Origin of the sequence: Streptococcus sp. D7B5 (genome assembly GCF_029691405.1) — a bacterium.
Classification (GTDB): Bacteria; Bacillota; Bacilli; order Lactobacillales; family Streptococcaceae; genus Streptococcus.
This window is the reverse complement of record NZ_CP121467.1, coordinates 230083-254825: the sequence shown is the minus strand read 5'-3', so window position 1 is coordinate 254825 and position 24743 is coordinate 230083. Positions and strand designations below refer to the sequence as shown.

At 39.6% G+C, this 24743-nt stretch carries 27 protein-coding genes, 1 tRNA gene and 1 pseudogene; 7 read left to right on the top strand and 22 right to left on the bottom strand.

What is annotated here, in order from left to right; genetic code table 11:
- Positions 1–66 precede the first annotated feature (66 nt).
- The gene (locus tag P8P68_RS01225; RefSeq protein WP_181186986.1) at positions 67–1044 is read left to right on the top strand and encodes a Gfo/Idh/MocA family oxidoreductase; all 978 of its coding nucleotides are present in this window, start codon (positions 67–69) and stop codon (positions 1042–1044) included.
- Positions 1041–2123 carry a DEAD/DEAH box helicase gene (locus P8P68_RS01220; RefSeq protein WP_278276013.1) on the top strand — a complete coding sequence of 361 codons (1083 nt, stop codon included), beginning with the start codon at positions 1041–1043 and terminating at the stop codon, positions 2121–2123. Before P8P68_RS01225 ends, P8P68_RS01220 begins: the two co-directional genes overlap by 4 nt.
- Positions 2124–2147: 24 nt before the next feature.
- Here the strand turns inward: P8P68_RS01220 and P8P68_RS01215 are convergent, their stop codons facing one another.
- Entirely contained in the window at positions 2148–2525 is a 378-nt protein-coding gene (locus P8P68_RS01215; protein WP_002881798.1) for a DUF1934 domain-containing protein, read from the bottom strand.
- A 71-nt stretch (positions 2526–2596) separates the two neighbouring features.
- On the opposite strand from P8P68_RS01215, the gene P8P68_RS01210 reads away from it, so the two are divergent.
- Complete coding sequence (locus P8P68_RS01210) at positions 2597–3904, top strand: HD domain-containing protein (RefSeq protein WP_278276012.1); 1308 nt, start codon at positions 2597–2599, stop codon at positions 3902–3904.
- Between the two features lie 9 nt (positions 3905–3913).
- The gene (gene yidA, locus P8P68_RS01205; RefSeq protein ID WP_278276011.1) at positions 3914–4720 is read left to right on the top strand and encodes a sugar-phosphatase; all 807 of its coding nucleotides are present in this window, start codon (positions 3914–3916) and stop codon (positions 4718–4720) included.
- A 100-nt stretch (positions 4721–4820) separates the two neighbouring features.
- On the opposite strand, the gene P8P68_RS01200 is transcribed toward yidA, so the two are convergent.
- The 18 genes and pseudogenes from P8P68_RS01200 to P8P68_RS01110 form a co-directional block, all read right to left on the bottom strand.
- Entirely contained in the window at positions 4821–5297 is a 477-nt protein-coding gene (locus tag P8P68_RS01200; protein WP_084917847.1) for an Imm6 family immunity protein, read from the bottom strand.
- Between the two features lie 32 nt (positions 5298–5329).
- Positions 5330–5824, bottom strand: coding sequence for an Imm6 family immunity protein (locus P8P68_RS01195; protein ID WP_278276010.1), 495 nt, complete (start codon positions 5822–5824; stop codon positions 5330–5332).
- Positions 5825–5887: 63 nt separating this feature from the next.
- Positions 5888–6082 carry a hypothetical protein gene (locus P8P68_RS01190; protein ID WP_255201993.1) on the bottom strand — a complete coding sequence of 65 codons (195 nt, stop codon included), beginning with the start codon at positions 6080–6082 and terminating at the stop codon, positions 5888–5890.
- 149 nt (positions 6083–6231) lie between these two features.
- Entirely contained in the window at positions 6232–7119 is an 888-nt protein-coding gene (locus P8P68_RS01185) for an NAD glycohydrolase inhibitor (protein WP_084917853.1), read from the bottom strand.
- Positions 7120–7323: 204 nt separating this feature from the next.
- Complete coding sequence (locus P8P68_RS01180) at positions 7324–8199, bottom strand: DUF4299 family protein (protein WP_181186989.1); 876 nt, start codon at positions 8197–8199, stop codon at positions 7324–7326.
- Positions 8196–8663: a hypothetical protein gene (locus P8P68_RS01175; protein WP_084917855.1), complete on the bottom strand. Its 468-nt coding sequence runs from the start codon at positions 8661–8663 to the stop codon at positions 8196–8198. The genes P8P68_RS01180 and P8P68_RS01175 overlap by 4 nt, the downstream gene beginning before the upstream one ends.
- A gap of 811 nt (positions 8664–9474) precedes the next feature.
- Positions 9475–10359 (bottom strand): annotated as a pseudogene (locus P8P68_RS01165) (NAD glycohydrolase inhibitor); the annotation flags it as partial.
- Positions 10360–10521 (bottom strand): hypothetical protein, encoded by a 162-nt coding sequence (locus P8P68_RS01160; RefSeq protein ID WP_181186990.1) that lies wholly within the window; start codon positions 10519–10521, stop codon positions 10360–10362.
- An 88-nt stretch (positions 10522–10609) separates the two neighbouring features.
- The gene (locus P8P68_RS01155; protein ID WP_084917857.1) at positions 10610–11269 is read right to left on the bottom strand and encodes a DUF6572 domain-containing protein; all 660 of its coding nucleotides are present in this window, start codon (positions 11267–11269) and stop codon (positions 10610–10612) included.
- An 84-nt stretch (positions 11270–11353) separates the two neighbouring features.
- Positions 11354–11782, bottom strand: a complete 429-nt coding sequence (locus P8P68_RS01150) for a hypothetical protein (RefSeq protein WP_084917859.1) — start codon at positions 11780–11782, stop codon at positions 11354–11356.
- Between the two features lie 727 nt (positions 11783–12509).
- The gene (locus P8P68_RS01145) at positions 12510–12932 is read right to left on the bottom strand and encodes a hypothetical protein (protein ID WP_070837460.1); all 423 of its coding nucleotides are present in this window, start codon (positions 12930–12932) and stop codon (positions 12510–12512) included.
- 12 nt (positions 12933–12944) lie between these two features.
- A complete protein-coding gene (locus tag P8P68_RS01140) occupies positions 12945–13367 on the bottom strand; it encodes a hypothetical protein (protein ID WP_084917862.1) in 423 nt (140 codons plus the stop codon).
- 224 nt (positions 13368–13591) lie between these two features.
- Positions 13592–13663 (bottom strand) — tRNA-Arg (locus P8P68_RS01135).
- A 42-nt stretch (positions 13664–13705) separates the two neighbouring features.
- The gene (rplS, locus tag P8P68_RS01130) at positions 13706–14053 is read right to left on the bottom strand and encodes a 50S ribosomal protein L19 (protein WP_001068669.1); all 348 of its coding nucleotides are present in this window, start codon (positions 14051–14053) and stop codon (positions 13706–13708) included.
- 118 nt (positions 14054–14171) lie between these two features.
- The gene (crcB, locus tag P8P68_RS01125; RefSeq protein WP_000237394.1) at positions 14172–14501 is read right to left on the bottom strand and encodes a fluoride efflux transporter CrcB; all 330 of its coding nucleotides are present in this window, start codon (positions 14499–14501) and stop codon (positions 14172–14174) included.
- Complete coding sequence (gene crcB, locus P8P68_RS01120; RefSeq protein ID WP_044021006.1) at positions 14495–14869, bottom strand: fluoride efflux transporter CrcB; 375 nt, start codon at positions 14867–14869, stop codon at positions 14495–14497. Before crcB (P8P68_RS01120) ends, crcB (P8P68_RS01125) begins: the two co-directional genes overlap by 7 nt.
- Positions 14866–15132 carry a chorismate mutase gene (locus tag P8P68_RS01115; RefSeq protein WP_001046957.1) on the bottom strand — a complete coding sequence of 89 codons (267 nt, stop codon included), beginning with the start codon at positions 15130–15132 and terminating at the stop codon, positions 14866–14868. Before P8P68_RS01115 ends, crcB (P8P68_RS01120) begins: the two co-directional genes overlap by 4 nt.
- A gap of 115 nt (positions 15133–15247) precedes the next feature.
- Positions 15248–15691, bottom strand: a complete 444-nt coding sequence (locus tag P8P68_RS01110) for a flavodoxin (RefSeq protein ID WP_001162125.1) — start codon at positions 15689–15691, stop codon at positions 15248–15250.
- A gap of 103 nt (positions 15692–15794) precedes the next feature.
- Between P8P68_RS01110 and P8P68_RS01105 the strand changes: the two genes are divergently transcribed.
- The 3 genes from P8P68_RS01105 (at position 15795) to P8P68_RS01095 (ending at position 18122) form a co-directional block, all read left to right on the top strand.
- Positions 15795–16739, top strand: coding sequence for a bifunctional oligoribonuclease/PAP phosphatase NrnA (locus P8P68_RS01105; RefSeq protein WP_084917864.1), 945 nt, complete (start codon positions 15795–15797; stop codon positions 16737–16739).
- A gap of 107 nt (positions 16740–16846) precedes the next feature.
- Complete coding sequence (locus tag P8P68_RS01100) at positions 16847–17716, top strand: lantibiotic ABC transporter permease (RefSeq protein ID WP_181186991.1); 870 nt, start codon at positions 16847–16849, stop codon at positions 17714–17716.
- A gap of 163 nt (positions 17717–17879) precedes the next feature.
- A complete protein-coding gene (locus tag P8P68_RS01095; protein WP_000710762.1) occupies positions 17880–18122 on the top strand; it encodes a type B 50S ribosomal protein L31 in 243 nt (80 codons plus the stop codon).
- A 115-nt stretch (positions 18123–18237) separates the two neighbouring features.
- On the opposite strand, the gene P8P68_RS01090 is transcribed toward P8P68_RS01095, so the two are convergent.
- From P8P68_RS01090 to P8P68_RS01080, 3 genes are all read right to left on the bottom strand, one after another.
- A complete protein-coding gene (locus tag P8P68_RS01090) occupies positions 18238–19572 on the bottom strand; it encodes an Nramp family divalent metal transporter (protein WP_000094594.1) in 1335 nt (444 codons plus the stop codon).
- Positions 19573–20042: 470 nt separating this feature from the next.
- Positions 20043–23219: a carbamoyl-phosphate synthase large subunit gene (gene carB / locus P8P68_RS01085; protein ID WP_278276009.1), complete on the bottom strand. Its 3177-nt coding sequence runs from the start codon at positions 23217–23219 to the stop codon at positions 20043–20045.
- Positions 23220–23662: 443 nt separating this feature from the next.
- Positions 23663–24742 (bottom strand): carbamoyl phosphate synthase small subunit, encoded by a 1080-nt coding sequence (locus P8P68_RS01080; protein ID WP_070838192.1) that lies wholly within the window; start codon positions 24740–24742, stop codon positions 23663–23665.
- Position 24743: the final 1 nt, after the last annotated feature.

Below are 24743 nucleotides of genomic sequence, written 5' to 3'. Positions count from 1 at the left end.
TGTTGGATAGTCCTTCTTTTCTATGTTATAATGAAGGAAGGATTTGAAGTCGGAAAAGGAGTATTTATGCTTAAATTAGGTGTCATCGGAACAGGGGCTATCAGTCATCATTTCATAGAAGCAGCCCATGCTAACGGAGAATACCAGCTGGTCGCTGTCTATTCTAGAAAGATAGAAACAGCAGCAACCTTTGCTTCTCGCTATCAAGATATCCAACTCTTTGATCAAGTAGAAGACTTCTTCAAGAGCTCCTTTGATGTAGTCTATATCGCTAGTCCAAACTCCTTGCATTTTGTTCAAGCCAAAGCAGCCTTGTCTTTTGGGAAACACGTCATTCTTGAAAAGCCAGCTGTCACTCAGCCACATGAATGGCTAGATTTGAGACAAACAGCTGAGAAAAATCACTGTTTTATCTTTGAAGCAGCTCGTAATTACCACGAAGAAGCTTTTACCACTATCAAAAACTTTTTAGCAGACAAGCAAGTGCTGGGAGCAGATTTCAACTATGCCAAGTATTCTTCCAAGATGCCTGACTTGTTGGCTGGACAGACTCCCAATGTCTTTTCAGACCGTTTTGCTGGTGGAGCTCTTATGGACTTGGGGATTTATCCCCTCTACGCTGCTATTCGTCTCTTTGGAAAGGCTCAGGACGCGACCTATCAGGCTCAACAGCTTGACAATAGCATTGACCTAAATGGCGATGGTATCCTCTTCTACCCTGACTTTCAAGTTCATATCAAGGCAGGAAAAAACATTACTTCCAATCTTCCTTGTGAGATTTACACAGCAGATGGAACCTTGACCCTCAACACGATTGAGCATGTCCGCTCAGCTATTTTTAGCGACCACCAAGGAAATCCAATCCAGCTCCCTATCCAACAAGCTCCCCATACGATGACTGAGGAAGTTGCTGCATTTGCACAGATGATCCAGCAACCAGACCAGACTTTCTACCAGAACTGGGTGGATGATGCAAGCTCTGTTCATGATTTACTCTATACCATGCGCCAGACTGCTGGCATTAGATTTGAGGCAGAAAAATGAAAACCAAACTACCTACTGAATGGCAAGAACTAAGCGACCAGCTCGGTTTCCAAGAATTCACCCCCATTCAAAGTCAACTATTTGATCCTATACTTGCTGGAGAAAACCTCCTAGGAGTGAGCCCGACAGGAACTGGTAAGACCCTAGCTTACCTCCTGCCAAGTCTTCTCAGACTACAAAAGAAAAAAGCCCAGCAACTCTTGATCCTAGCACCAAATACAGAACTAGCTGGACAGATTTTTGATGTATGTAAAACGTGGTCAGAGGCTATCGGCTTAACTGCTCAGCTCTTCTTATCAGGTTCGAGTCAGAAACGCCAGATTGAACGTCTTAAAAAAGGACCAGAAATTCTGATTGGAACACCTGGCCGTATCTTTGAGTTGATTAAATTGAAAAAAATCAAGATGATGAATGTAGAAACCATCATTCTGGATGAATTTGACCAATTGTTCGATGATTCTCAAATTCACTTTGTCGAGAAAATCACCCACTACGCACCTCGTGACCACCAACTCATCTACATGAGTGCGACGACCAAGTTTGACCAAGAAAAGATTGCACCAAACACGCGCACTATTGATCTCTCTGATCAAAAACTGGACAACATCCAACACTTCTACATGCAGGTAGACCAACGTCACCGAGTGGACATGCTACGAAAACTAGCACATGTAGAGGATTTCCGTGGTCTGGTCTTCTTTAACAGCTTGTCAGACCTTGGAAGTGCAGAAGAAAAATTACAGTATCGCGATATCTTGGCTGTTTCCCTCGCTAGCGATGTCAATGTTAAATTTCGAAAAGTCATCTTAGAAAAGTTTAAAGGCAAGCAGCTAACCCTACTCCTTGCAACTGATCTTTTGGCTCGTGGGATTGATATTGATAGCTTGGAATGTGTTGTCAACTTCGACGTCCCTAGAGATATGGAAACCTATACCCACCGTGCTGGTCGTACAGGTCGCATGGGCAAGGAGGGCTATGTTATCACTCTGGTAACCCATCCTGAAGAACTGAAAAAACTCAAGAAATTCGCAAGTGTTCGTGAAATTGTCCTAAAAAATCAAGAACTCTATATCAAATAAGGTTGGCTTCCGCCAACCTTTTTCTTATCCCCAAGTAATTTCTAATTGATAGCTGGCAAAGGGGTGTCCCTCTTGGTTTTGCAGTTGATAGGCTAATTCAATCTTTTGCCCATCCAATTCATAGTGATTCGTTTGAATGATAAACTCCTGCATCCCCATTGGAGTCGGAATATAGGCTAAACTATCACTATCCTTTAGAAAACGCATGATGGTTTTGGGACTCGAGAAACGGGTCATCACCAGTTCTTGACTATGAAACTTGAGAACCACTTTTTCTTTTTCCTCATTGTAGAAAAGCAGATAGTGATAATCTCCCTTTTCACGCACTTCCACGTCATAGAGTTGGTCAATGACTTCCAATTGTTCATCAAACTGAATCGTATTTCGCATCCGAATCTTCACATCAAATCCTCTTTCTTGTCTCTTGTCCTACTATTTTACCAAAAAGAGCAGGATTTTGCTATAATGGTCATATGAACGAAAAAGTATTCCGTGACCCAGTTCACAACTATATCCACGTCAATAATCAGGTCATATACGACTTGATCAATACAAAAGAATTTCAACGTCTTCGCCGTATCAAACAGCTAGGGACTTCCAGTTATACCTTCCATGGTGGTGAGCACAGTCGCTTTTCCCACTGTTTGGGAGTCTATGAGATTGCTCGACGTATCACGGAGATTTTTGAAGAAAAATACCCTGAAGAATGGGATCCTGCTGAGTCTCTCTTGACCATGACCGCTGCTCTCCTACACGACCTTGGGCATGGTGCCTACTCGCATACTTTTGAAAATCTTTTTGATACAAATCATGAAGCCATTACTCAGGAAATCATCCAAAGTCCTGAGACAGAGATTCACCAAGTCCTGCTACAAGTAGCGCCAGATTGCCCAGAAAAGGTAGCCAGTGTTATCGACCATACCTATCCTAACAAGCAGGTCGTGCAGCTCATTTCTAGTCAGATTGATGCGGATCGCATGGACTATCTATTGCGCGACTCTTATTTTACAGGAGCATCTTATGGGGAATTTGACCTGACTCGCATCCTCCGAGTCATTCGTCCTGTCGAAAATGGGATCGCCTTTCAGCGCAACGGCATGCATGCCATCGAAGACTACGTTCTCAGTCGCTACCAGATGTATATGCAGGTTTATTTCCACCCAGCAACACGCGCCATGGAGGTTCTTCTACAGAATCTCCTCAAACGCGCTAAGGAACTCTATCCTGAAGACAAGGACTTCTTTGCACGCACTTCTCCTCATTTGCTACCTTTTTTTGAAAAGAAAGTTACTCTATCTGATTATCTGGCACTTGATGACGGCGTGATGAATACCTACTTCCAACTCTGGATGACCAGTCCTGACAAGATACTAGCCGACTTGTCGCAACGTTTTGTCAACCGCAAGGTCTTTAAATCCATTACTTTTTCAGAAAAAGACCAAGACCAACTCGCAACCATGAGACAACTGGTTGAAGAAATCGGTTTTGATCCAGACTACTATGCTGCCATTCATAAGAACTTTGACCTCCCTTATGATATCTATCGTCCCGAATCTGAAAATCCACGGACACAGATTGAGATTATACAAAAAAATGGAGAACTGGCTGAACTCTCTAGCCTGTCTCCTATCGTCCAATCCCTTGCTGGCAGTCGCCATGGAGACAATCGTTTCTATTTCCCGAAAGAAATGTTGGACCAAAATAGCATCTTCGCAAGTATCACCCAGCAATTTTTACACTTGATTGAGAACGATCATTTTACCCCAAATAAGAACGAATAGAGGAAATTTATGAGTATTAAACTAATCGCCGTCGATATCGATGGTACCCTGGTTAACAGTAAAAAGGAAATCACTCCTCAAGTCTTTTCCGCCATCCAAGATGCCAAAGAAGCTGACGTCAAGGTCGTTATTGCAACAGGTCGTCCTATCGCAGGTGTTGCCAAACTTCTGGACGACTTGCAGTTGAGAGACGAGGGTGACTATGTGGTAACCTTCAACGGTGCCCTTGTCCAAGAAACTGCTACTGGTCATGAGATTATCAGCGAATCCTTGACCTATGAGGATTATCTGGATATGGAATTTCTCAGTCGCAAGCTCGGTGTCCATATGCACGCCATTACCAAGGACGGTATCTATACGGCCAATCGCAATATCGGAAAATACACGGTGCACGAATCAACCCTCGTCAGCATGCCTATCTTCTACCGCACCCCTGAAGAAATGGCTGACAAGGAAATCGTCAAGTGTATGTTTATCGATGAACCAGAGATTCTCGATGCTGCGATTGAAAAGATACCAGCCGAATTTTACGAGCGCTACTCCATCAACAAATCTGCTCCCTTCTACCTCGAACTCCTTAAAAAGAATGTAGACAAGGGCTCAGCCATTACTCACTTAGCTGAAAAACTAGGATTGACTAAAGATGAAACCATGGCGATTGGGGACGAAGAGAATGACCGCGCCATGCTCGAAGTCGTTGGAAATCCCGTTGTTATGGAAAATGGAAATCCTGAACTCAAAAAAATCGCCAAATACATCACTAAAACAAATGATGAATCTGGCGTAGCCCATGCTATTCGTACGTGGGTACTGTAAAATCCTCAAGTATAGAAATTAAACAACACCCCAAAGGTAGAGATGACACTCTAACTTCCGGGGTGTTCTTTTTGATTTTTCGCCAAATCTTCCAATCAAATCATCTAAGTAAGCCCATTTTATCTAGTTTTTTTAGGGCAGATTCTCTTGATGAGTATGGATTTCTATTGATGAAAATTTTTACTGTTTCGACGTGATGATAAAGATCCATGCTGATTTCTTTTATATTATCAATAAAGACATCAAGTAGTTCTGGTTCAATGTTCTCTAAGGGAGAAGGAAGCTCTTTCTTATTTTCAAACTCAAAAGCTTCTTTAGCAGTCACACCTATTGCATAACTAATGTTGTCCCACAAGAGACCATTCGCTTCATTTTCATCTAATTGCATGTAGATAAATATTCCGCTGAAGTCTGTCCCATCATCTAAAAGGCGATAAAGTTCCTCTCCCTTTTTATTTCTATTCTCCAAAAAACTCCAACATGCATCCAAGGCGGTTCGAATGTGAGAAGTGTATTGTGTTTCCATACGATTTGCAATTGCCTCAGCAAAAATCAACATAAAATAATTCGTAAGCATATCCTCTCCTGATCTATACTTGAACGAATAGCCTATTCATTCTCATCAGATAAAAATAGTGAACCAAAGTAGTTTTTAACGAGCTCATCCTTTAAGTATCCTTCTATTTCTGGTCCAGTTATTTGTGAAATAAGTTCCCTATTTTCAGCTAGGATTTGTTTGTAATTTAAAGAAAGAACCTCAAGTATGTCCTCGTCAACACTTTCAATCGTTTGTGGTAGGTAGATTTCTTCCGAAGCAATATATGAATAGTGACAAACTAGGACAAAGAAATTAGCGATACAGTTCCATACTAGTGGATTGGTTTTCTTATCCAACACCTGAAATGTCAAGATATCCTGCTCGTCTATATTTTCCAGTCGATTATATAAAATATCTGGGCAAAAATCACTCTCTTTATCAAGCTCCTGTTTGGAAAGTTTTAAGGAATCAAGGACAAACTCCTGATATTCTTTCTCACTGATACGATCTACAAGATCGTCTATCAACTCCTGTAGGAAGCGCAATAAATTTTTATTATCTTTCATTGATTTTCCTTTTATTACTAAAAACAAACTTGGGAATGTATGATTCACTGGAAAAGGTGACAATCACTCTTCCTCCTCAAACATCAGAGCATCCAGTTCTTCTCTTTCAGCCGCAATCTCTTCGAAGGTAGAAATAATATTATTTAAAAATTCTAAGGTGATAATACCAGTCGAATCTCTCATCGTAACCTTCGTTCCAATGGCACTCAACTCATGGATGAGGGCTCTAACCTTTTTCAATTCGTCCAAATCTAACATGTCTACTTCTATTACCGTGTCATGATCTTTTATTCTGGATTGGATTAAAGAGAAAGGCAAGGATGAATAATTTCTTAACAACTTATAGGTCCCTGACTTGTCACCTATAGAATCTATACAAATAGCTAGCATCGTTTCCGCTCCTTTTATTACTCCGGTAATTCTACCTTCAAGCTCATATCAGTAGGTTGTAACACCTTCTGAACCACTGCGAGGAATGCTAGACCGTTGTCTGATGGAGAATACTGGAATCTGATATGGATGACTTTTTTATCAAACTTATCACCATATCGCTCCACATACTGCTTGCTTTCGAGGAAGTAGATGTAGTTATTTAGTTTTTCTTGAAGTTTCAACAGATGTTCTTCTTCTAATGACTCTATCCATTTGTTTTCATCAATCAACAACAACTCTAGATGGTCATCTGAAACACCCATCGCATCGATACTCGTAACGTCTAGTACAATTTCCTCAACTGTTTTAATGGTTTCTACTACCTTAGGGGGATTGTAGTATTTTTCCTTGAATTCCTTGAGAATCTTCTCTACCTTTTCCACCTCATAATACTTGAAAGAAGGAATTGATTTAATATTTCCAATTAATCGAGCATAATATCCACTAGTTTTTAACTCGTTAGGAAGTTTTTCTATTGTATCAAGTATAAGAGGAACTAATTTTCTTGTATCAATTTCAAAAGGAAGGGGTTTATATTCCGCCAGAATGAAATCTTGAAGCAATAAATATTCCGTAACTTGCCATATTTTCTTTTCATCAATACTTAAAGAGAACTCTTTTAATATCTCAAATGTCCTTTTCTCTATATCTTTATCACCTTCTACATATAGAGGGAATAAACAATATTCCATCAACACCTGAATATCAGTGTATTCTGTTATCATTGAGTTGCGTTGTTGAAAACGATACCTAATATCGTCTCCAAGAAATGCTTCTGCTTCTTTCCCTTCCTTCATTATTTCACGATAGTCTTTTACAAAATTTTGATAATCTTTAGGCTCTGGTATTTCAAATTTTTTCATTTAGTTACTCCATTGGTTTATTCTGCCTATTTCTGGGTATTTACTTAGTCTATTGTTGAATAATGGTATTAAAACTTTGTCTTATTATAGCATAAAATAAATACAGAAAAAATAAAATGGGGAACTTAAGGAAAAAGAAAACCATCTGAAAAAACTATCAGATGGTAAACTTTTCATGAACGGACTAATAAGTTTCTTAGAATGTTAATTTTGTGATAACTTCTGCAACATTTCAGGAGAAATTGGGTCTACAAGAACGTATTTGGCATCCAGCATATAGATACCCTCGGTCAACGACTCTAAGAACTGTCGATAAGGAACCTCGGCTAGTTTTTCCCCATCGGCTGTCATGATAAATAGTCGTGCAACTGCAACCTTACTTCCTCGATACTCTTGTAAATATTGAGGTTCTAGCTCTGGTTGAGCCGGTAAGATTGTTCGTCCTTCACTATTTAGATAATTGATAGGGATAATGATATCCTCACCATCCTGCTCTACTTTAAAAACTTGCTGCTCAGAGTAATATGCATTTAGCTGTTGGGTAAAGCGCAAACGCTGGTCATAACTATTTAAGAGTTGCTCGTCCGGCACATGGATAATCTGCCCTAGGTAGAGTTCATTGATGTAAATAGGACGTTTCACTCCCATAATTTCCACGATGGGATGGACTTTTACTTCCTTAGTCAATTCTGAAAGAGCTGATAAGAAAATATCTGTGAAATGAAATTCTATAATAGAATCTTTATCATACGCCACACCATCATGTTCACATACAGTTACATCTAAGAGAATGAGCAAGGTTTTCAAGAACATCAAGGCCCCAGTCCAGTCAGAAGCTGTCGCCAAATCTGGAACAGATACCTGATAAGCTTGACCATCAAAAGATAGACGGAACCCTAAACTAGACTTCTCTTTGACCCCAAACTGAACAGAATGGAAATTCGAAATAAGAGAGTCTGCAGATGGCTTTAATCCTGCATCCTTAGCGGAAACGCTGTAACATTCAAAGAGTTCTGCTTGAAGCACCTCACCAATTCTTAGTGATTGGTTGCTTTTTATTGTAAAAATAACTGATTTCATATTTTTCTCCTTCGGTCTACTGGCAAATCCTTTCTACGACGTAGAATCGTTACTTCGCTGACAGGGATTTTTCCTGATGCATACATGGTCTGGCCATATTTCTCATCCAATAATTCCGCATCATCAGCTAAATTGTTTTCAATTAGAAATTCTTTATCAAAAACCAGGAGTCGCACATAAGAATCGGGTGCTGTAAAATCATCATCCCCATGCTTGTGACCAGCCATTGTAAATTCCTGACCTTTATATAGGACACGATCATAAACCGAATACCTCTGACTAACCTCACTATAAGGCACAAGCTTTCCGTATACGCCTTCTCCGGCATCATCTACATAGGAACTATAGGGAACGTAGCCTTCTTTCAACATTGCTGGATCTTTTGAAAGAAGAATATAATCATTTATATAATTCACAAAATTAGAGTATACTTTATTTTGATAAACTAGAAATTCTTTACGCATACTAACCCTCCACATATTCCATTATACCACAAAAAGAGAGCGGTTTTCGCTCCCTCAATTAAGCTAGTAATTCTACTTTTATATCTATCTATTCTGTAGTCTGTTCTTTAGCATGGTTCTCTCTAAAATCTTTTTTGGATCTATCAATGACTCTACGCAATTCCTCATCATCAACTCCGGGAAGATGGAAATCATAGTTATGTGTCTCATCTTTTGAAGATTCCGTTCCTGAATTTTCTACCTTCGTGCTCTCTTCAGTAGAAGACGATGCTCTAGAATCTGAAGAGTTAGCTCTTTCAGAACTAGAAGAGCTTGATGTTTTAGGTGTTTTGCGGTCCAATTTTGGTATCTTATTGATTTCCTCAATACTAGGTATTGGCTTATTCGCTTTAACCGGTCTGTAGAGCATCGCAAAAGAGAAGAATAAGGCTACAACTGTTCCTATACACGCCAAAGTTCTTTTACTCGATTCTGACGAAGGAACTTTGACGCCACTTGTACTCAGTTTCTTCCATTCAGGATGTTCCTCTTCTATCTCTTTTTTTTGTTCCCATAGCGGAACTAGCAGAAAATGATTAAAAGGCACAACTGTTGCCATAGCTGTTGCTGCAAGTGGGATAAATCTAGAAAGATTAAAAATGAGTACTATGCTTAGTATTGCAAATATAGTAAATAGAAATATCACTAATCCTAAGCGAATTTTATATTCTTTTTTAATCTGGAGATATCGCTCTTGAGATACCTTTTCTTGTTCTTGTTTGGGATGACTTACATCTGCTAATGAGCTCTTCTTCTCTGGTAAAGTGTCATCCTCAGGCAATTCTACCTTCAAACTCATATCTGTGGGTTGCAATACTTTCTGAACAGCTGCGAGGAAGGCTAGACCGTTGTCTGATGGAGAATACTGGAATGTGATATGGATGATTTTTTTGTCAAACTTATCACCGTATCGTTCTACATACTGCTTGCTTTCGAGGAAGTAGATATAGTTATTGAGTTTTTCTTGAAGTTTCAAGAGATGCTCCTCTTCTAATGACTCTATCCATTTGTTTTCATCAATCAACAACAACTCTAGATGGTCACCTGAAACACCCATCGCATCGATACTTGGAACGTCTAGTTCAATTTTCTCAACTGTTTTAATGGTTTTCACTACTTTTGGTGGATTGTAGTATTTTTCTTTGAATTCCTTAAGAATCTTCTCTACCTTTTCTTCATCACACTGCCTGTATTCTGGATTACGATCTAATACATTACACAACCCTTCATAGGTATACGTTCGTTTTTGATCATCTGATAGGTGGGAAGTGCTTTCTATAATATTTCTTACCAATTCATCTGTTTCAATAACAAAGGGAATATCATAATAATTCGTTACAAACCATTTTTGATTAGAAATATATTGAGTGACCTTCTTTAATTTCATTAGATCATTAGATAAGCTAAAATCTTTCAAGATTTCAAAGGTTCTGCGCGCTATCTCCCTATCACCTTCTGCATACAGAGGGAATAAGCAATATTCTATCAATACTCCAATGTCTGTACTATCAAGTTCATAAGAGTCCCTTTGCCATATACGATATTTTGGATTTGTACCTAAAAAAGCTTCTTCCTCTTTCCCTTCTTCCATCACATTACGATAAAAATTAATAAAAGATTGATAATCTTTAGACTCTGGTAATTCATATATTTTCATTTAGTTACTCCATTGATTAATTCTAAAAATCCCCTCAACTTGCTCAGTTTCATTAGTGCCAGGCTTATAGACACGTGGATTTTTGATTTCATAATAGCCTTGACGTTCAATCGCAGATAGAAGCTCATCGTAAGAATGCCCCGTTATGTCAATCGTAGGCATAAGTAGTTCGCTATTTAGAAATGCTAAATAATCTTTTTATAAATATAGTCTCATTATACCACAAAAAGAGAGCGTTTCCGCTCCCTCTTTACTCCGGCAATTCCACCTTCAAACTCATATCTGTGGGTTGTAACACCTTCTGAACCGCCGCAAGAAAGGCCAATCCGTTATCAGATGGAGAGTACTGGAATGTGATATGGATGACTTTTTTGTCAAACTTATCACCATATCGCTCTACATACTTCTTACTTTCGAGGAAGTGAATGTAATTGTTAATTTTTTCTTGCAGAATTTCCAGATGGACTGCTTCTATCTCTTCCTCCCAGCCAACTGGATCCACCAGAAGAAGCTCTAAATGACTATCAACTATAACAATTGCATCAAGTTCGCTAGGTTCCAGTTCTGAAACAATGGCTTGGGTGACAATTTGTCTAAATTCCTCTGCTGTGAACAGACAACGGCTATTTTCAGGATTTTTCAAAATAAAGGAAGGATGATCTTCGATGAAGAGCTTATCGGATTCATCTTGTGTATACTGTTTTTTAGATTTCCAAAAACCATAATCTGCATAATTCATCAACTCTTTACCAGTATGTTCTCCCGACATATAACTATCTGCAGCTTCTTTGGGGATTTCTTGAACTACTTCTGGCATGGTAATATTAAAAGTTGGATAACGCAAGAAATACTTGTCACCATCTTGACAGATTTCCAACATATCTTTTTTGCTTAAATAAATTGTTTTCATTCTCATCTCCTTTTCCATCTACCAAATGTCTACTGATTAGTTATTCCCTATTTTTGGGCTGTTCTTATGATGTCATCCACTTTACTATAAAGGCCAGTGCCCTGTTTCAGCATAAACCATGACTTCGTATGCTCCCCTAGAAGATTCTAATGCTTTATCCATTAGTTCCTTAGTAATGGGGTAGCATACTTCTTGGCCCATAGCTCCTCCAACTTCTTTAAAAAAGCTAATTTCGTAATAGCCGTCTGTCTCATATACAATAAATCCATTGCCTCTATGTACAATCGTATCCGCTTGATTATAGTCTTCTAACTCATCTGCCTTTGGCCAACGATGATGTTCACAATAAAACATTACTTCTAAAGAATCTTTGTCTGATTTTGAAACACGTTCTGCTAATTCCTGGTTAATGGAAAAGTTAAGCACTTCTTTCCCTCTACTCCACAGAATCTCATAATCATTATTGTTTTTTAATACCGTACAATTTTTGTATTGCAATATTTCTGTTGTCATATAAATCAACTTTCTTTACTTTTTTAATTCTTCTTTATCATAGGCAAAAAAGATCTAGTTGGTGCGCACATTTCTTATCAAGCTCCCCATTACCCTCTTTCGCTTGTGCAAATTATTGGCTAAACACAAATAGAGAATAAACAAAAGCATCGAGTGGAAAAATAATGGCAAAAAACTAGGATATAACAGGAAGACGACTAAAGATACTAACAAACTAATAAAGCTACCACGAATTACAGAAGAAACAACAGCTCCACTTTTCTTTAGTACTTCTAGGAATTCTAAGAACTCCAAATCTGTAAATAGAGCCGGATATAAATCCAAATCTTTCTTAAAATGGACATCTAGCAATTTCCCGAAAAGTAAGGAAAGACAAGAGAATAAAATCAAATAAATATACTTGTGAGCAGGTATACTAAAGATTGTCAATCCATTCAGAAATCTGATAAAAGGGAGAACGAGCAATACCAGAGACAAAATAACGTACTGTTGATTCTTAGAAATTCTTTCTGAAATTGAAAAATACAATTTCTTTGTCTTAAAGTCATAATAGGTCAATTTGTTCTTAAATTCTCCGAAATGAACTAGTTCTTTGTAATGTTTTCTCTTTTCTATCATTTCCACTCCCTTTCTAACCATAATCAAATGATACAAGCTTTTTCATAGCTTCAGTGAACTGGATTAGAGCTCTCTAATATCTGGAATTCAGTTTCATTTTATACTTTCTTTACTTAAGTGGTGATACATAATCATCTGGAAGTTTTCCTCTCCAGTCAATCCACATTTGCTCAGCAAGTGGAATTAATCTTTCAAGCTCTTCCTGAGTAAATAACTCTCTAGCTTCAGGTAAATCAATTAATGATGTAGGACTCTGTTCTATAAATCGTTTCTCACTAGCTTTCTTTTCTTTTTCCGTCGGAGGCCAACGATCATTTTGAACCTTCCAAGATACTTCATGTAGCGTTCTTTCCCCACTTTCTAATAAGGAAAACAACTCATTTGGTAATTCATAGACAACTAACCAAGAAGCTACAGTTCCCTCTTCTAAAACTAAATAATACTTGTCCTCATCTTTCCAGATATGCTGACCGTAACCTTTTACTTCTTCAAATTGGATAACATCTTCCCATTGTAGTTTTGTTGGTTTCATTTTATACTTTCCTTACTTGAGTGGTGATACATAATCATCTGGAAGTTTGCCTCTCCAGTCAATCCATTTCTGTTCAGCAAGCGGAATTAATCTTTCAAGCTCTTCCTGAGTAAATAATTCCCAACTCTTAGGATTAGCTATTAAAGGAGTTAAGCCTTTTAATATAAATTGTTTCTCACTAGTTTTCTTTTCTTCTTCCGTCGGTGGCCAACGATCGTGCTTAATCTTCCAAGATATTTCGAGTAGCGATCTCTCTCCACTTTCTAATAAGGCAAACAGCTCATTTGGTAATTTATAAACAACACGCTGAGGGGCAATTCCTCCCTCCTCATCAACATAATAAAGATGATTACCATCTCTCCAGATATGCTGACCGTAACCTTTTACCTCTTCAAATTGGATAACATCTTCCCATTGTAGTTTTGTTGGTTTCATTTGTATTTTCCCTTTTCTAATAACCCTTTCAGACTAAACTAGTAGAGCACTCATAATCTTTTTTATTTGGTATTCTAACATGATAGAACTACCTTAAAAATCAATGTTAACGTTTTCCATTATTATACCATACAAGCGCTTGATATGAGGGGTTTGCTAGTTAAAAACTAACAAAAAAACACTGGTTATCCAGTGTTCTTTATCTTTCTTTACATTACTAAAAATGCCCCCTGCAGGAATCGAACCTGCAACTACTCCTTAGGAGGGAGTTGTTATATCCATTGAACTAAGGGAGCTAGAGAAAAACCCTGCTGGGTAAGCAGAGTTTTTTAGTCGAATTAACGACGGATTTCTTTGATACGAGCTGCCTTACCTTGAAGTGCACGCAAGTAGTACAATTTCGCACGACGTACTTTACCGTAACGAACAACTTCGATCTTTTCAACACGTGGAGTGTGGATTGGGAAGATACGCTCAACACCTACACCGTTAGAGATTTTACGAACTGTGTAGTTTTCTGAGATGCCTGCACCTTTACGTGCGATAACAACACCTTCAAAAATCTGGATACGTTCACGGTTACCTTCGACAACTTTCGCGTGTACACGAACTGTGTCACCAGGACGGAATGATGGGATATCTGTACGAAGTTGACCTTCAGTCAAGCTTTGGATTAATGGATTCATTTTATTCTCCTATCTTTGTCAATCTTGAGGAACCTTCCTCAGCGGATAAACTGTATTTTTGTGCGTCCATTACACACAAGATACAGTTTACCAAATTTCCACCTAAAAGTAAAGAAATTTATAGCAGAATTCCTAAAAAAATCGCTAGAAAACCGCCTATGTATGTTGAGGCTAAATAGCTATAAAATACCTTCTTGTCACTGATTAGTCTTTGCAGCTCATCATTCAAGGTTGAAAAGGTCGTTAACCCTCCACAAAAACCTGTCGCTAGGATGGCATAGACTTCCTTGGACTCCACATGATTGTAGAGTAGGCCAATCAAAAAACATCCTAGAAGATTGGCAATGAGAGTACCCAGTGGCAATTTAGAAGCTTGATTATAGCGGGAAAAGAAATAACGCACCAGGGCTCCGAACCCGCAGGCGATTGCAAGATAAACGATTACCATTTCTTCCTCCCTAGAACATAAGCCAATAGCAGACCTCCTCCAATACTCAAAAGCAGATAGATGATTAAGCTAAGATAACGCCCGGTATCGAGCAATTTCACAGCATCCAAGAGTAGACTAGAAAAGGTTGTTAAACCTCCGCAAAAACCCGTCCCCAGCGCCAAAACCAAGCCTTTACTAGTTCCCCTATAGACCAGATAGCCTTTCACCAGATAGACCAGGCAGAAAATGCCCAGATAATTGACAAGAAGGGTTCCCCATGGAAAGTCAGGACTGACTGGCAACTGACTAGATAAAAAATAGCGGACAAGGCCACCCGACATAGCAGCTAAAAAAATCCCTAGCGGATAGAATTGTTCTTTTTTCATTTGATGTTTTGATCCTGATAATCACGCGAACGTTTGAGAATGTCTGAAAAAGTCGCGACAATAGTCTCCTGATAACGCTTATCTTCTACTCGATTTCTGACTTTATCAAAAATAACTTCTTCTCTCTTAGTATCTAAAATAGATTTTCCTGATGCTTTCTTATAGGCAACTACACCCTCAACCAACTGCATCCGTTCTTCTAGGAGCTTGACAATTTGATCGTCAATTTGATCAATTTCTTGCCGAATAATATCTAAGTTCATACAGTCTCCTCCTTTATTTGAATTATTGTATCAAAAAGCCAGCAAATAGGCTAGTAAAATCTAGTTTAACTACTAAAAACTGCACTGACTCCTTCCAGTCAGCGCAGTTTGTTTCTTATCCTACTTTTGCAGCCAATTCTTCTGCGAATTGTTCCAAGCGTTCGATGTCTTCTTCTTCGGCAGAGAGGTCCACTTTAACACACTCTGAACCTTTTTCCGCTCCTGTCGCTACAAAAACGCGATCAAAATCATCGACAGCCTTACAGAATTCGTCGTAGAAGGTGTCTCCTGAACCAACGACTCCGTAGATTTTGCCATTCAAGTTGAGATCAGCTAGGTCTTCGTAGAAGTCCATCATCTCATCTGGCAATTCTCCATCGCCATAAGTATAGGTCGCAACGATCGCGATATCCGCTTCCAAGAAGTCTGAAGCGTCAACAGTCGTACATTCATCAACATCGACATCCAAGCCCAGGTCACGCAATTTATCTGCTACAATATCTGCAATTTCTTCGGTATTACCGGTCATACTGGCAAATACAATTTTTGCTAATGCCATATCGTCCTCCTCAATTTATCTTTCTCCATTATATCATATCTTTTTCATTTTAAAAATAAAAATTCTTGTGCTACAATGAAATGAGAAAGAATTGAGGTTATTTATGGAAATTTGCCAGCAAATCTTAGAGAAAATCAAAGAATACGATACCATTATCATTCATCGTCATATGAAACCAGATCCTGATGCCTTAGGGAGTCAGGTAGGTTTGAAAGCTCTTCTTACACACCATTTTCCAGAAAAAACCATCAAAGCTGTCGGCTATAATGAACCGACTCTAACATGGATGGCGGAAATGGATACTGTCCAAGACAGTGACTACCACGAAGCTCTTGCTATTATTTGTGATACAGCAAATCGTCCTCGTATCGATGATAAACGCTACGAACAAGCTGCTTTCACCATCAAAATCGATCACCATCCAAATGATGATATCTATGGTGACCTATCTTGGGTGGATACAAGTTCAAGCAGTGCTAGTGAAATGATTGCTCTATTTGCTCAAGAAAATCAGCTGGCTTTGTCTAGCGAAGCGGCACGACTTCTCTATGCAGGAATTGTCGGGGACACGGGACGCTTTCTCTACCCGTCAACTAGTGCCCGTACCTTTAGAATAGCTGGCCAGCTCCGAGAAGTTGATTTTGACTTTGCTGGATTGTCTCGTCAAATGGATACCATGAGCTTCAAGATTGCAAAATTGCAAGGGTATGTTTATGATCACTTAGAAGTTGATGAGAATGGAGCTGCACGCGTTCTACTTACTCAAGACATCTTGGAAAAATATAAGGTTACGGATGCTGAAACAGCAGCGATTGTTGGGGCACCTGGCCGAATCGATACTGTTAAGGCTTGGGCTATCTTTGTTGAACAAGCTGATGGTCACTTCCGTGTGCGTATGCGCAGTAAAATCACCCCTATCAATGAAATTGCCAAACGACACGACGGGGGAGGGCATCCATTAGCCAGTGGCGCCAATTCCTATAATCTAGAAGAAAACGAACAAATATACAAAGAACTGAAAGAGGCTCTACAGATTCACCAAGGCTAAGAAAGAATTTTCTTGGCCTTTTATATGCTAGATTCTTAAAATATACGGTTTCTTTGTACCTCAGTTTATGGTATAATAAATCAAACTGAATAAAAGGAGACTTAATAATGGAAAAAAATCGTTTGTTTATCCTCATTTCTGCTGGAGTAGCAATCCTTGGTTCACTCTTGCCATGGGCTAGTTTAAATGCAGGTTCTTTTGGGTCCTATAGCGTGAATGGTTACCAAGGTGATGGTTGGTTTGTCATTATCGCAGCTATTGTGTCTATTGTTCTTGCGTGCTTGAATAATATGAATAAAGCAATGTCTAAGGGGTTCTCAATTGGTGTCATTGTCGCGGGTGCAATTGCAACTCTCGTTACACTAAATAGTCTCTTTAATGTAAATAAGTACATGTCTAACTTTGGTGGATATGGCATTTCAATCGGCTTTGGTTTGATTTTAGCCATTCTTGCTAGCATTGCACTAGTTGTAACTGGTCTCTTGGCAATGTCAGGTGGTAAAATTACAAAAGAGTCATTTACTGAATTAGCTGAATCTGGTAAAGATTTTGCTCAAACTGTCGGACGTGTAACAAGCTCTACCGTTAAAACTGCAGTCGAAGAAATCAAAAAAGAATCTCAAGAACGTAAAAAAGAAGAAACTACAGCTGATAAAACAGAGATAGCTAAAGAGGAAACCGAGCAAAAAGAAGAAGCTAAGGAACCAGCTAATGTGGAAGCTGAATCAGCAGCAGAAAACGCAGAACCAGTAAAAGAAGAAACTACTGAATCTGAATCTGAAACAAAAACAGAAGCTGAGCCAGTAGCCGAACCAACAGAAACAGAGGCTGAAGCTGAAACTGTAACAGAATCAACAGAAACAGAACCTACTAAAACTGAAAAAGAGGCTAAATCAGCAGAAGAAAACGCAGAACCAGTAAAAGAAACAGAAGTAAAAAATCAACAAGAAGAAAAAGCTCCAAATCAAGAGAACTAATCATTCTTCTACCCTCACTCCAGTAAACACTGGAGTGATTTTTTATCAAGATTTTTAATAAAATCAGGGAAAAGACTTGCCAAACTTATCAGAATCTGATAGACTAGTAAGGTAACAATCTATGGCTCGCAAAGAGACCATGGCAGAAAGGAAATATTGCAAAATGAAAAAAGATATCCATCCAGAATATCGCCCAGTTGTCTTCATGGACACAACTACTGGTTACAAATTCCTTAGCGGTTCAACAAAACGCTCTAACGAAACTGTTGAGTTCGAAGGCGAAACTTACCCATTGATCCGTGTGGAAATTTCATCAGACTCACACCCATTCTACACTGGACGTCAAAAGTTCACTCAAGCAGATGGACGTGTGGATCGTTTCAACAAAAAATACGGTCTCAAATAATCATAAAAAGAACAGTTTCAACTGTTCTTTTTTTGTACTTATTTTTATGAACCAACCACTACTACTTTCTCTTTGTCAAGCTTCACGCTGACACTATGATTGATTTCAAACGAGGTTAAAAAATATCAAAAAGAAGTTTGATATTGAGAATGGTTAAGATAATGGAAACTGCGTAACCTAGGATTGTGTTCCACTTGGCATTGGTGAATTCTCCCATCAGTGACTTCTTAGAGGTCAGATAAATTAAGGGGAAGATTGAAAACGGAAGAGCAATTGACAAAAAGACCTGTGAATAGACCAATAACTGATCCAAGGTTTTTTCTTGATATCCAAACAAAACGGCAACAACAATCACAGGAAGCAATGCAAAAATACGGGTACCGATACGGATAATCCACTGAGGCAATTTCAGATGCAAGAAGCCTTCCATGACAATCTGTCCTGTCAAAGTACCTGTAATGGTCGAATTTTGACCACTTGCTAAAAGGGCTAAAGCAAACAAAGTTGACAGAGTTGAGCTAGCTATCGCTCCTGCTATTGTCGAATCCTGTAAAGCATTGTACATTTGAGAAAAGGCCGAAATTTCAGATGCATGACCAAAAAAGAGAGAGGCCCCTAAAATAAGAAGTAAGGAATTGACAATAAAGGCTAAGGACAACTGAAGATTTGAATCCCAGGTCATAAAACGCACGGCTTTTCGAACATCCTTCTTATCTTTGTGATTGATTTTCCTTGTCTGGGATAGAGAGGAATGAAGATAGAGATTATGGGGCATGACTGTCGCTCCCACAATTCCTAGAGCCAGGGTCAATTGGCTTTCATGACCAGGCAATGGTGTTTCAAATAATGTTGGAGTTGGTAAGTAACCACCAAAAATACCCTGAATACTTGGACTGGATAAGCCCACCAGATAGGTAAAGATGGCTAATATGGTTAAAATTAGGGTCGTAACAATGGCTTCAATTTTTTTGAAGCCAAATTTCATCAACAACAACAAAAGAAATACATCTAAAACGGTTAAGAGGATAGCGACCATAATCGGTATTTTAAACAAAAGATTTAAGGCAATCGCTGAACCTAGAACCTCAGCCAAGTCTGTCGCCATTAAAGCTAATTCTAAAATCACCCACAAACTATAGCGAAGCCACTTGGGAGCATGATGAGCTGTTGCCTGTGCTAGGTCCATCTTAGTTACGATACCGAGCTTTCCAGCCATCTGTTGTAGCTGCATGGCGATGATGGATGAAATTAAAATGACGAATAAGAGACTATACTTGTAAGAAGCACCACCAACCACACTAGTAATCCAGTTTCCAGGATCCATATAACCAACTGCTACAAGAGCGCCAGGTCCTAAAAATGCTTTTAGATTTTGCCAAAAATGGTTGTTATTTGGAGTATCGATAGATTGATTAATCTCAGAGAGTGACACTTTTTTATGAGAAGACATAGATACTTACCTCTTTCTAAACCTACTTTTTCATTATTTTCTATTAGAGAAAAATAAGATTGACTTTAAACTATTAAAACAATGAAAACTATATGAAAAACATTTAGTTTTTTCATTATTTTTCTTAAGGCACCTTAATATTTTTCTTAAGGCTCCTTAATATTTTTCTTAAGGCACCTTAATTATAACACAAAAAATGAAAACTATATGAAAAACATTTAGTTTTTTCATTATTTTTCTTAAGGCACCTTAATTATAAAAAATATGATAAAAACTTAAGAAAATTCAACAAAATTTTAGGGAAAGTCAGAATAAGTCTACTCATTAACGATAATGATAAATCTATTGATAAACTTTGACATTTAATAGTGAACTGTAACTATTATTTCTAACTCGATTTCTCTATAAAAGAGGAAAAACCAGCGTCTTTTGACGCTGGATAAAAGCTACTTAGATCATTTAACAAGAAACTAAATTGCTTCTGTAACGAAGCTACGGCTTTCAAGTACCTTAAGCATGGCATTAGCTGTATCTAGGGCTGTAAAGAGTGGTACACCATGTTCGATAGCTGAACGGCGGATTTGTTCACCATCTTCATCAGCAGTTCGCTTAGTACCAACTGTGTTGATGATAGCTTGGATTTTCCCTTTACGAACATAGCTTGGGATATCCTGTTCATCATCACCAATCTTACCAACAGGTTGTGCTTGAAGTCCATGACTAGCAAAGAAAGCTGCTGTTCCTTGAGTCGCAAGGATACCATAACCAATATTTTGGAAACGACGAGCCAAATCCAAAGCTTCTTCCTTGGCATCATCTGCGATAGTAAAGACAACATTTCCAAAGGTTGGCAAGTGAAGATAAGAAGCTTCAAAGGCCTTGTAGAGAGCTTTTTCCAAAGTAGTATCAGAACCCATAACTTCCCCTGTTGACTTCATTTCAGGCCCGAGTAAGCTGTCTACTTTAGCTAGTTTCGTAAAGGAGAAGACAGGCGCCTTGATATGAACGCGAGTACTTTCTGGATAAAGTCCATCTTGGTAGCCAAGTTCTTCAAGACTTTGACCAAGAATGAGCTTAGTTGCTACCTGAGCCATAGGGATATTGGTTACCTTAGAAAGGAATGGCACCGTACGGCTGGCACGTGGATTGACCTCAATAACGTAGACTTTTTCATCCTTGATGACAAACTGGATGTTCATCATCCCAAGACAATTAAGGCCAATTGCTAGACGTTTGGTGTAGTCTGCGATGGTTTCTTGCACCTTTTGCGACAAGGTTTGTGGTGGATAAACGGCCATTGAGTCACCTGAGTGGACACCAGCACGTTCGATATGCTCCATGATACCAGGGATGAGAACATTTTCCCCATCTGAGATGGCATCAACTTCACACTCTTGCCCAACGATGTAAGAGTCAACAAGGACTGGGTGGTCTGGACTGGCCTTAACAGCGGTACGCATATAAGAGCGAAGGTCTTCTTCGTTTTCAACGATTTCCATAGCACGTCCACCCAAGACATAAGATGGACGAACGAGAACTGGGAAACCAATCTTGCGAGCAGCAAGCACGGCTTCTTCTTCATTGGTTGCTGTTTGTCCTGGTGGCTGTGGAATATCCAAGTCTTTAAGGGCTTGTTCAAAAAGGTCACGGTCTTCGGCACGGTCTAAGTCAGCGACTTGGGTACCAAGGATGGTCACACCTGCTTTTGCCAATGGCTCGGCAAGGTTGATAGCTGTTTGACCACCAAACTGAACGATAACGCCTTTTGGCTGCTCCAAGTCGATAACATTCATAACATCTTCGAATGTTAATGGCTCAAAGTAAAGTTTGTCTGATACCGAGAAGTCGGTTGAAACGGTCTCTGGGTTTGAGTTCATGATGATGGCTTCATAACCAGCAGCCTGAATCGCCTTAACAGAGTGAACAGTTGCGTAGTCAAACTCAACTCCTTGCCCGATACGGATTGGACCTGAACCTAGGACAAGGACAGATTCCTTGTCAGATCTGATAGATTCATTTTCCCAGCCATAGGTAGAATAGAAATATGGTGTTTCAGAGTCAAACTCCGCCGCACAAGTATCAACCATCTTGTAAACTGGGACAATCTTGTTTTCCAAGCGAAGTTGGCGAACTTGCTCAGCTGTCGTTTCCCAAAGTTCAGCAATCTTACGGTCTGAAAATCCATTGAGTTTAGCTATTTTCAAGACTTCTAGATCTTGTGGATGGGCACCTAATTCTTGCTCAATTTCAAAGATGTGCAAGAGTTTATCCAGATAGAAGATATCAATCTTAGTCAATTCAGCAATTTCTTCTGGTGTGTAACCACGGCGAATAGCCTCTGATACGTAGAAGAGACGATCATCTTGGGCCTTGACAACTTTTTCAATCAAGGCATCATCTGAAACCGCTGCAAGCTCCGGCATTTCATTGTGGTGAACCCCAATTTCAAGTGAACGACAGGCTTTTAGAAGAGATTCCTCGATGTTACGACCGATAGCCATGACTTCCCCAGTCGCTTTCATCTGAGTTCCGAGACGACGCTCACCTTTTTCAAACTTGTCAAATGGGAAACGTGGAATCTTAGCAACGACGTAGTCAAGAGCCGGCTCAAACATGGCATAAGTTGAACCTGTAACTGGGTTGATAACCTCATCCAGGGTTAAACCAACTGCAATCTTGGCAGCCAATTTGGCAATCGGATAACCCGTCGCCTTAGAAGCAAGAGCTGACGAACGCGATACACGAGGGTTTACTTCGATAACATAGTACTTAAAGCTGTGCGGATCAAGAGCCAGCTGAACGTTACAGCCGCCTTCAATCTTGAGGGCACGAATAATGCTCAAGCTCGCGTCACGGAGCATTTGGTTTTCATAGTCTGACATGGTTTGTGCAGGAGCAAATACGATAGAATCCCCTGTGTGAATCCCAACTGGGTCAAAGTTTTCCATGTTACAAACAACGAGGGCATTGTCAGCTGAGTCGCGCATCACTTCGTACTCGATTTCCTTGAAACCTGCGATTGAACGTTCAATCAAACATTGGGTAACAGGTGACAGTTTCAACCCATTTTCAGCGATTTCACGCAATTCTTCCTCGTTGGCACACATACCACCACCAGTACCACCAAGTGTGAAAGCTGGACGAACGATAACAGGGTAGCCGATTGATGCTGCAAAGGAAACAGCTTCTTCCACTGTGTTGACAATTTCAGATTCAGGGATTGGCTGCTCAAGCTCTTCCATCAATTGCTTAAAGAGGTCACGGTCCTCTGCTTGGTCAATGGCAGACAATTTAGTACCTAGAAGCTCTACTCCAAGCTCATCTAGGATGCCATTTTTAGACAATTCCATGGCCATATTGAGCCCTGTTTGACCACCAAGAGTTGGAAGCAAAGCATCTGGACGTTCCTTACGGAGAATACGTGTCACAAACTCGAGTGTAATCGGTTCGATGTAGACCTTGTCCGCAATCTCCTTGTCCGTCATGATGGTTGCAGGATTTGAATTCACCAAGACAACTTCATAACCTTCCTCTTTCAAAGACAAGCAGGCCTGGGTCCCAGCGTAGTCAAACTCAGCAGCCTGACCAATAATAATCGGACCAGAACCAATCACCATAATTTTTTGAATATCAGTACGTTTAGGCATTTATAAGATATTAAGGGCGTCAAGCGGACAAAGCTAAAATAGGAGTTATGACGAAGAACTACCAGTTCTAGGAATAACTATCTTTTTAGCACCGTCCGTAGCCCGTATTCAGTTCAGCAAATACGGACCACCCTTCTCCTTTCTATTCGGCAACTCTCAGGTTGCCATTAAATAAATTCTCCGACGATTTTTTAGAGAAACGATCATTTTCGATAAAAAATCTAGTGCAGGGAGTTTTTAGTTCGCCTGATAGCGACTAAAAGAAACGACCTGCCTTTCTATTCGTTGCCTCACAGGGCGACATTAAATAAGATACAAAGGACGATAAGAAAGCGACTGAATTTTAGGAAACCAAGGATAGCAATCCTTCCTTGGTTTCTCTAAATTCCGAGCTTTCCGTCCGTGTTCAATTCCATAAATTCTCCGACGAGTCTTACTCGTTCTTAGTTGGCTGGTTTAAAAGCTTCCATCATCTCGATAAACTCGTCAAAGAGATAGCTAGCGTCGTGTGGCCCAGGAGCTGCGTCTGGGTGAAATTGTACAGAAAAACCTGGTTGGTATCTGTGACGCACACCTTCAACTGACTTGTCATTAATTTCTTCGTGGGTAATGATCAAGTGTTCTGGCAAATCCTCACGGCTAACCGCATAACCATGGTTCTGGCTAGTAAAGTCTACTCGTCCTGTTGCGATTTCACGGACCGCGTGGTTAAATCCACGGTGACCAAATTTCATCTTATAGGTCTTGGCACCATTTGCCATGGCAAAAAGTTGGTGCCCCATACAGATACCAAAGATTGGAATCTTCCCTTGCACACCACGAATCATATCGAGGGCCTGGGGAACATCTTCTGGGTTTCCTGGACCGTTTGACAACATGACGCCGTCAGGGTTGAGATGGAGAATTTCTTCTGCTGTAGTTGTGTAAGGAACCACAGTCACGTTACAGTTCCGTTTCGAAAGTTCGCGTAAAATGGAATGTTTGAGACCAAAGTCTACCAGAACGACACTCAATCCAACTCCAGGAGCAGGATAAGCTGTCTTAGTAGAGACTTGCTTGATATTATCTGTCGGCAAGACTGTTGCTTGGAGCTGGTCTGCAATATGGTCCATGGTATCACCAACATGCGTAAGGGTTGCCCTCATAGTACCATGCTTACGGATAATCTTTGTAAGCGCACGAGTATCAATTCCTGAGATACCAGGGATTTTCTTGGCTTTCAAGAATTCGTCCAAGGTCATTTGATTGCGCCAGTTGCTGGCTCTACGCGCTTCTTCAAAAACTACTACTCCCTTACAGGTAGGACTGATGGATTCGTAGTCATCACGGTTAATCCCATAGTTTCCCACCAAAGGGTATGTGAAAGTCAAGATTTGTCCATTATAAGACTGGTCTGTAATGGATTCTTGATAGCCGGTCATCCCTGTATTAAAGACGATTTCACCTGTTACATCAATATCTGCTCCGAAGGCCTTGCCTTCAAAAACTGTGCCATCTTCTAATACTAGAAGTCGTTTTGTCATA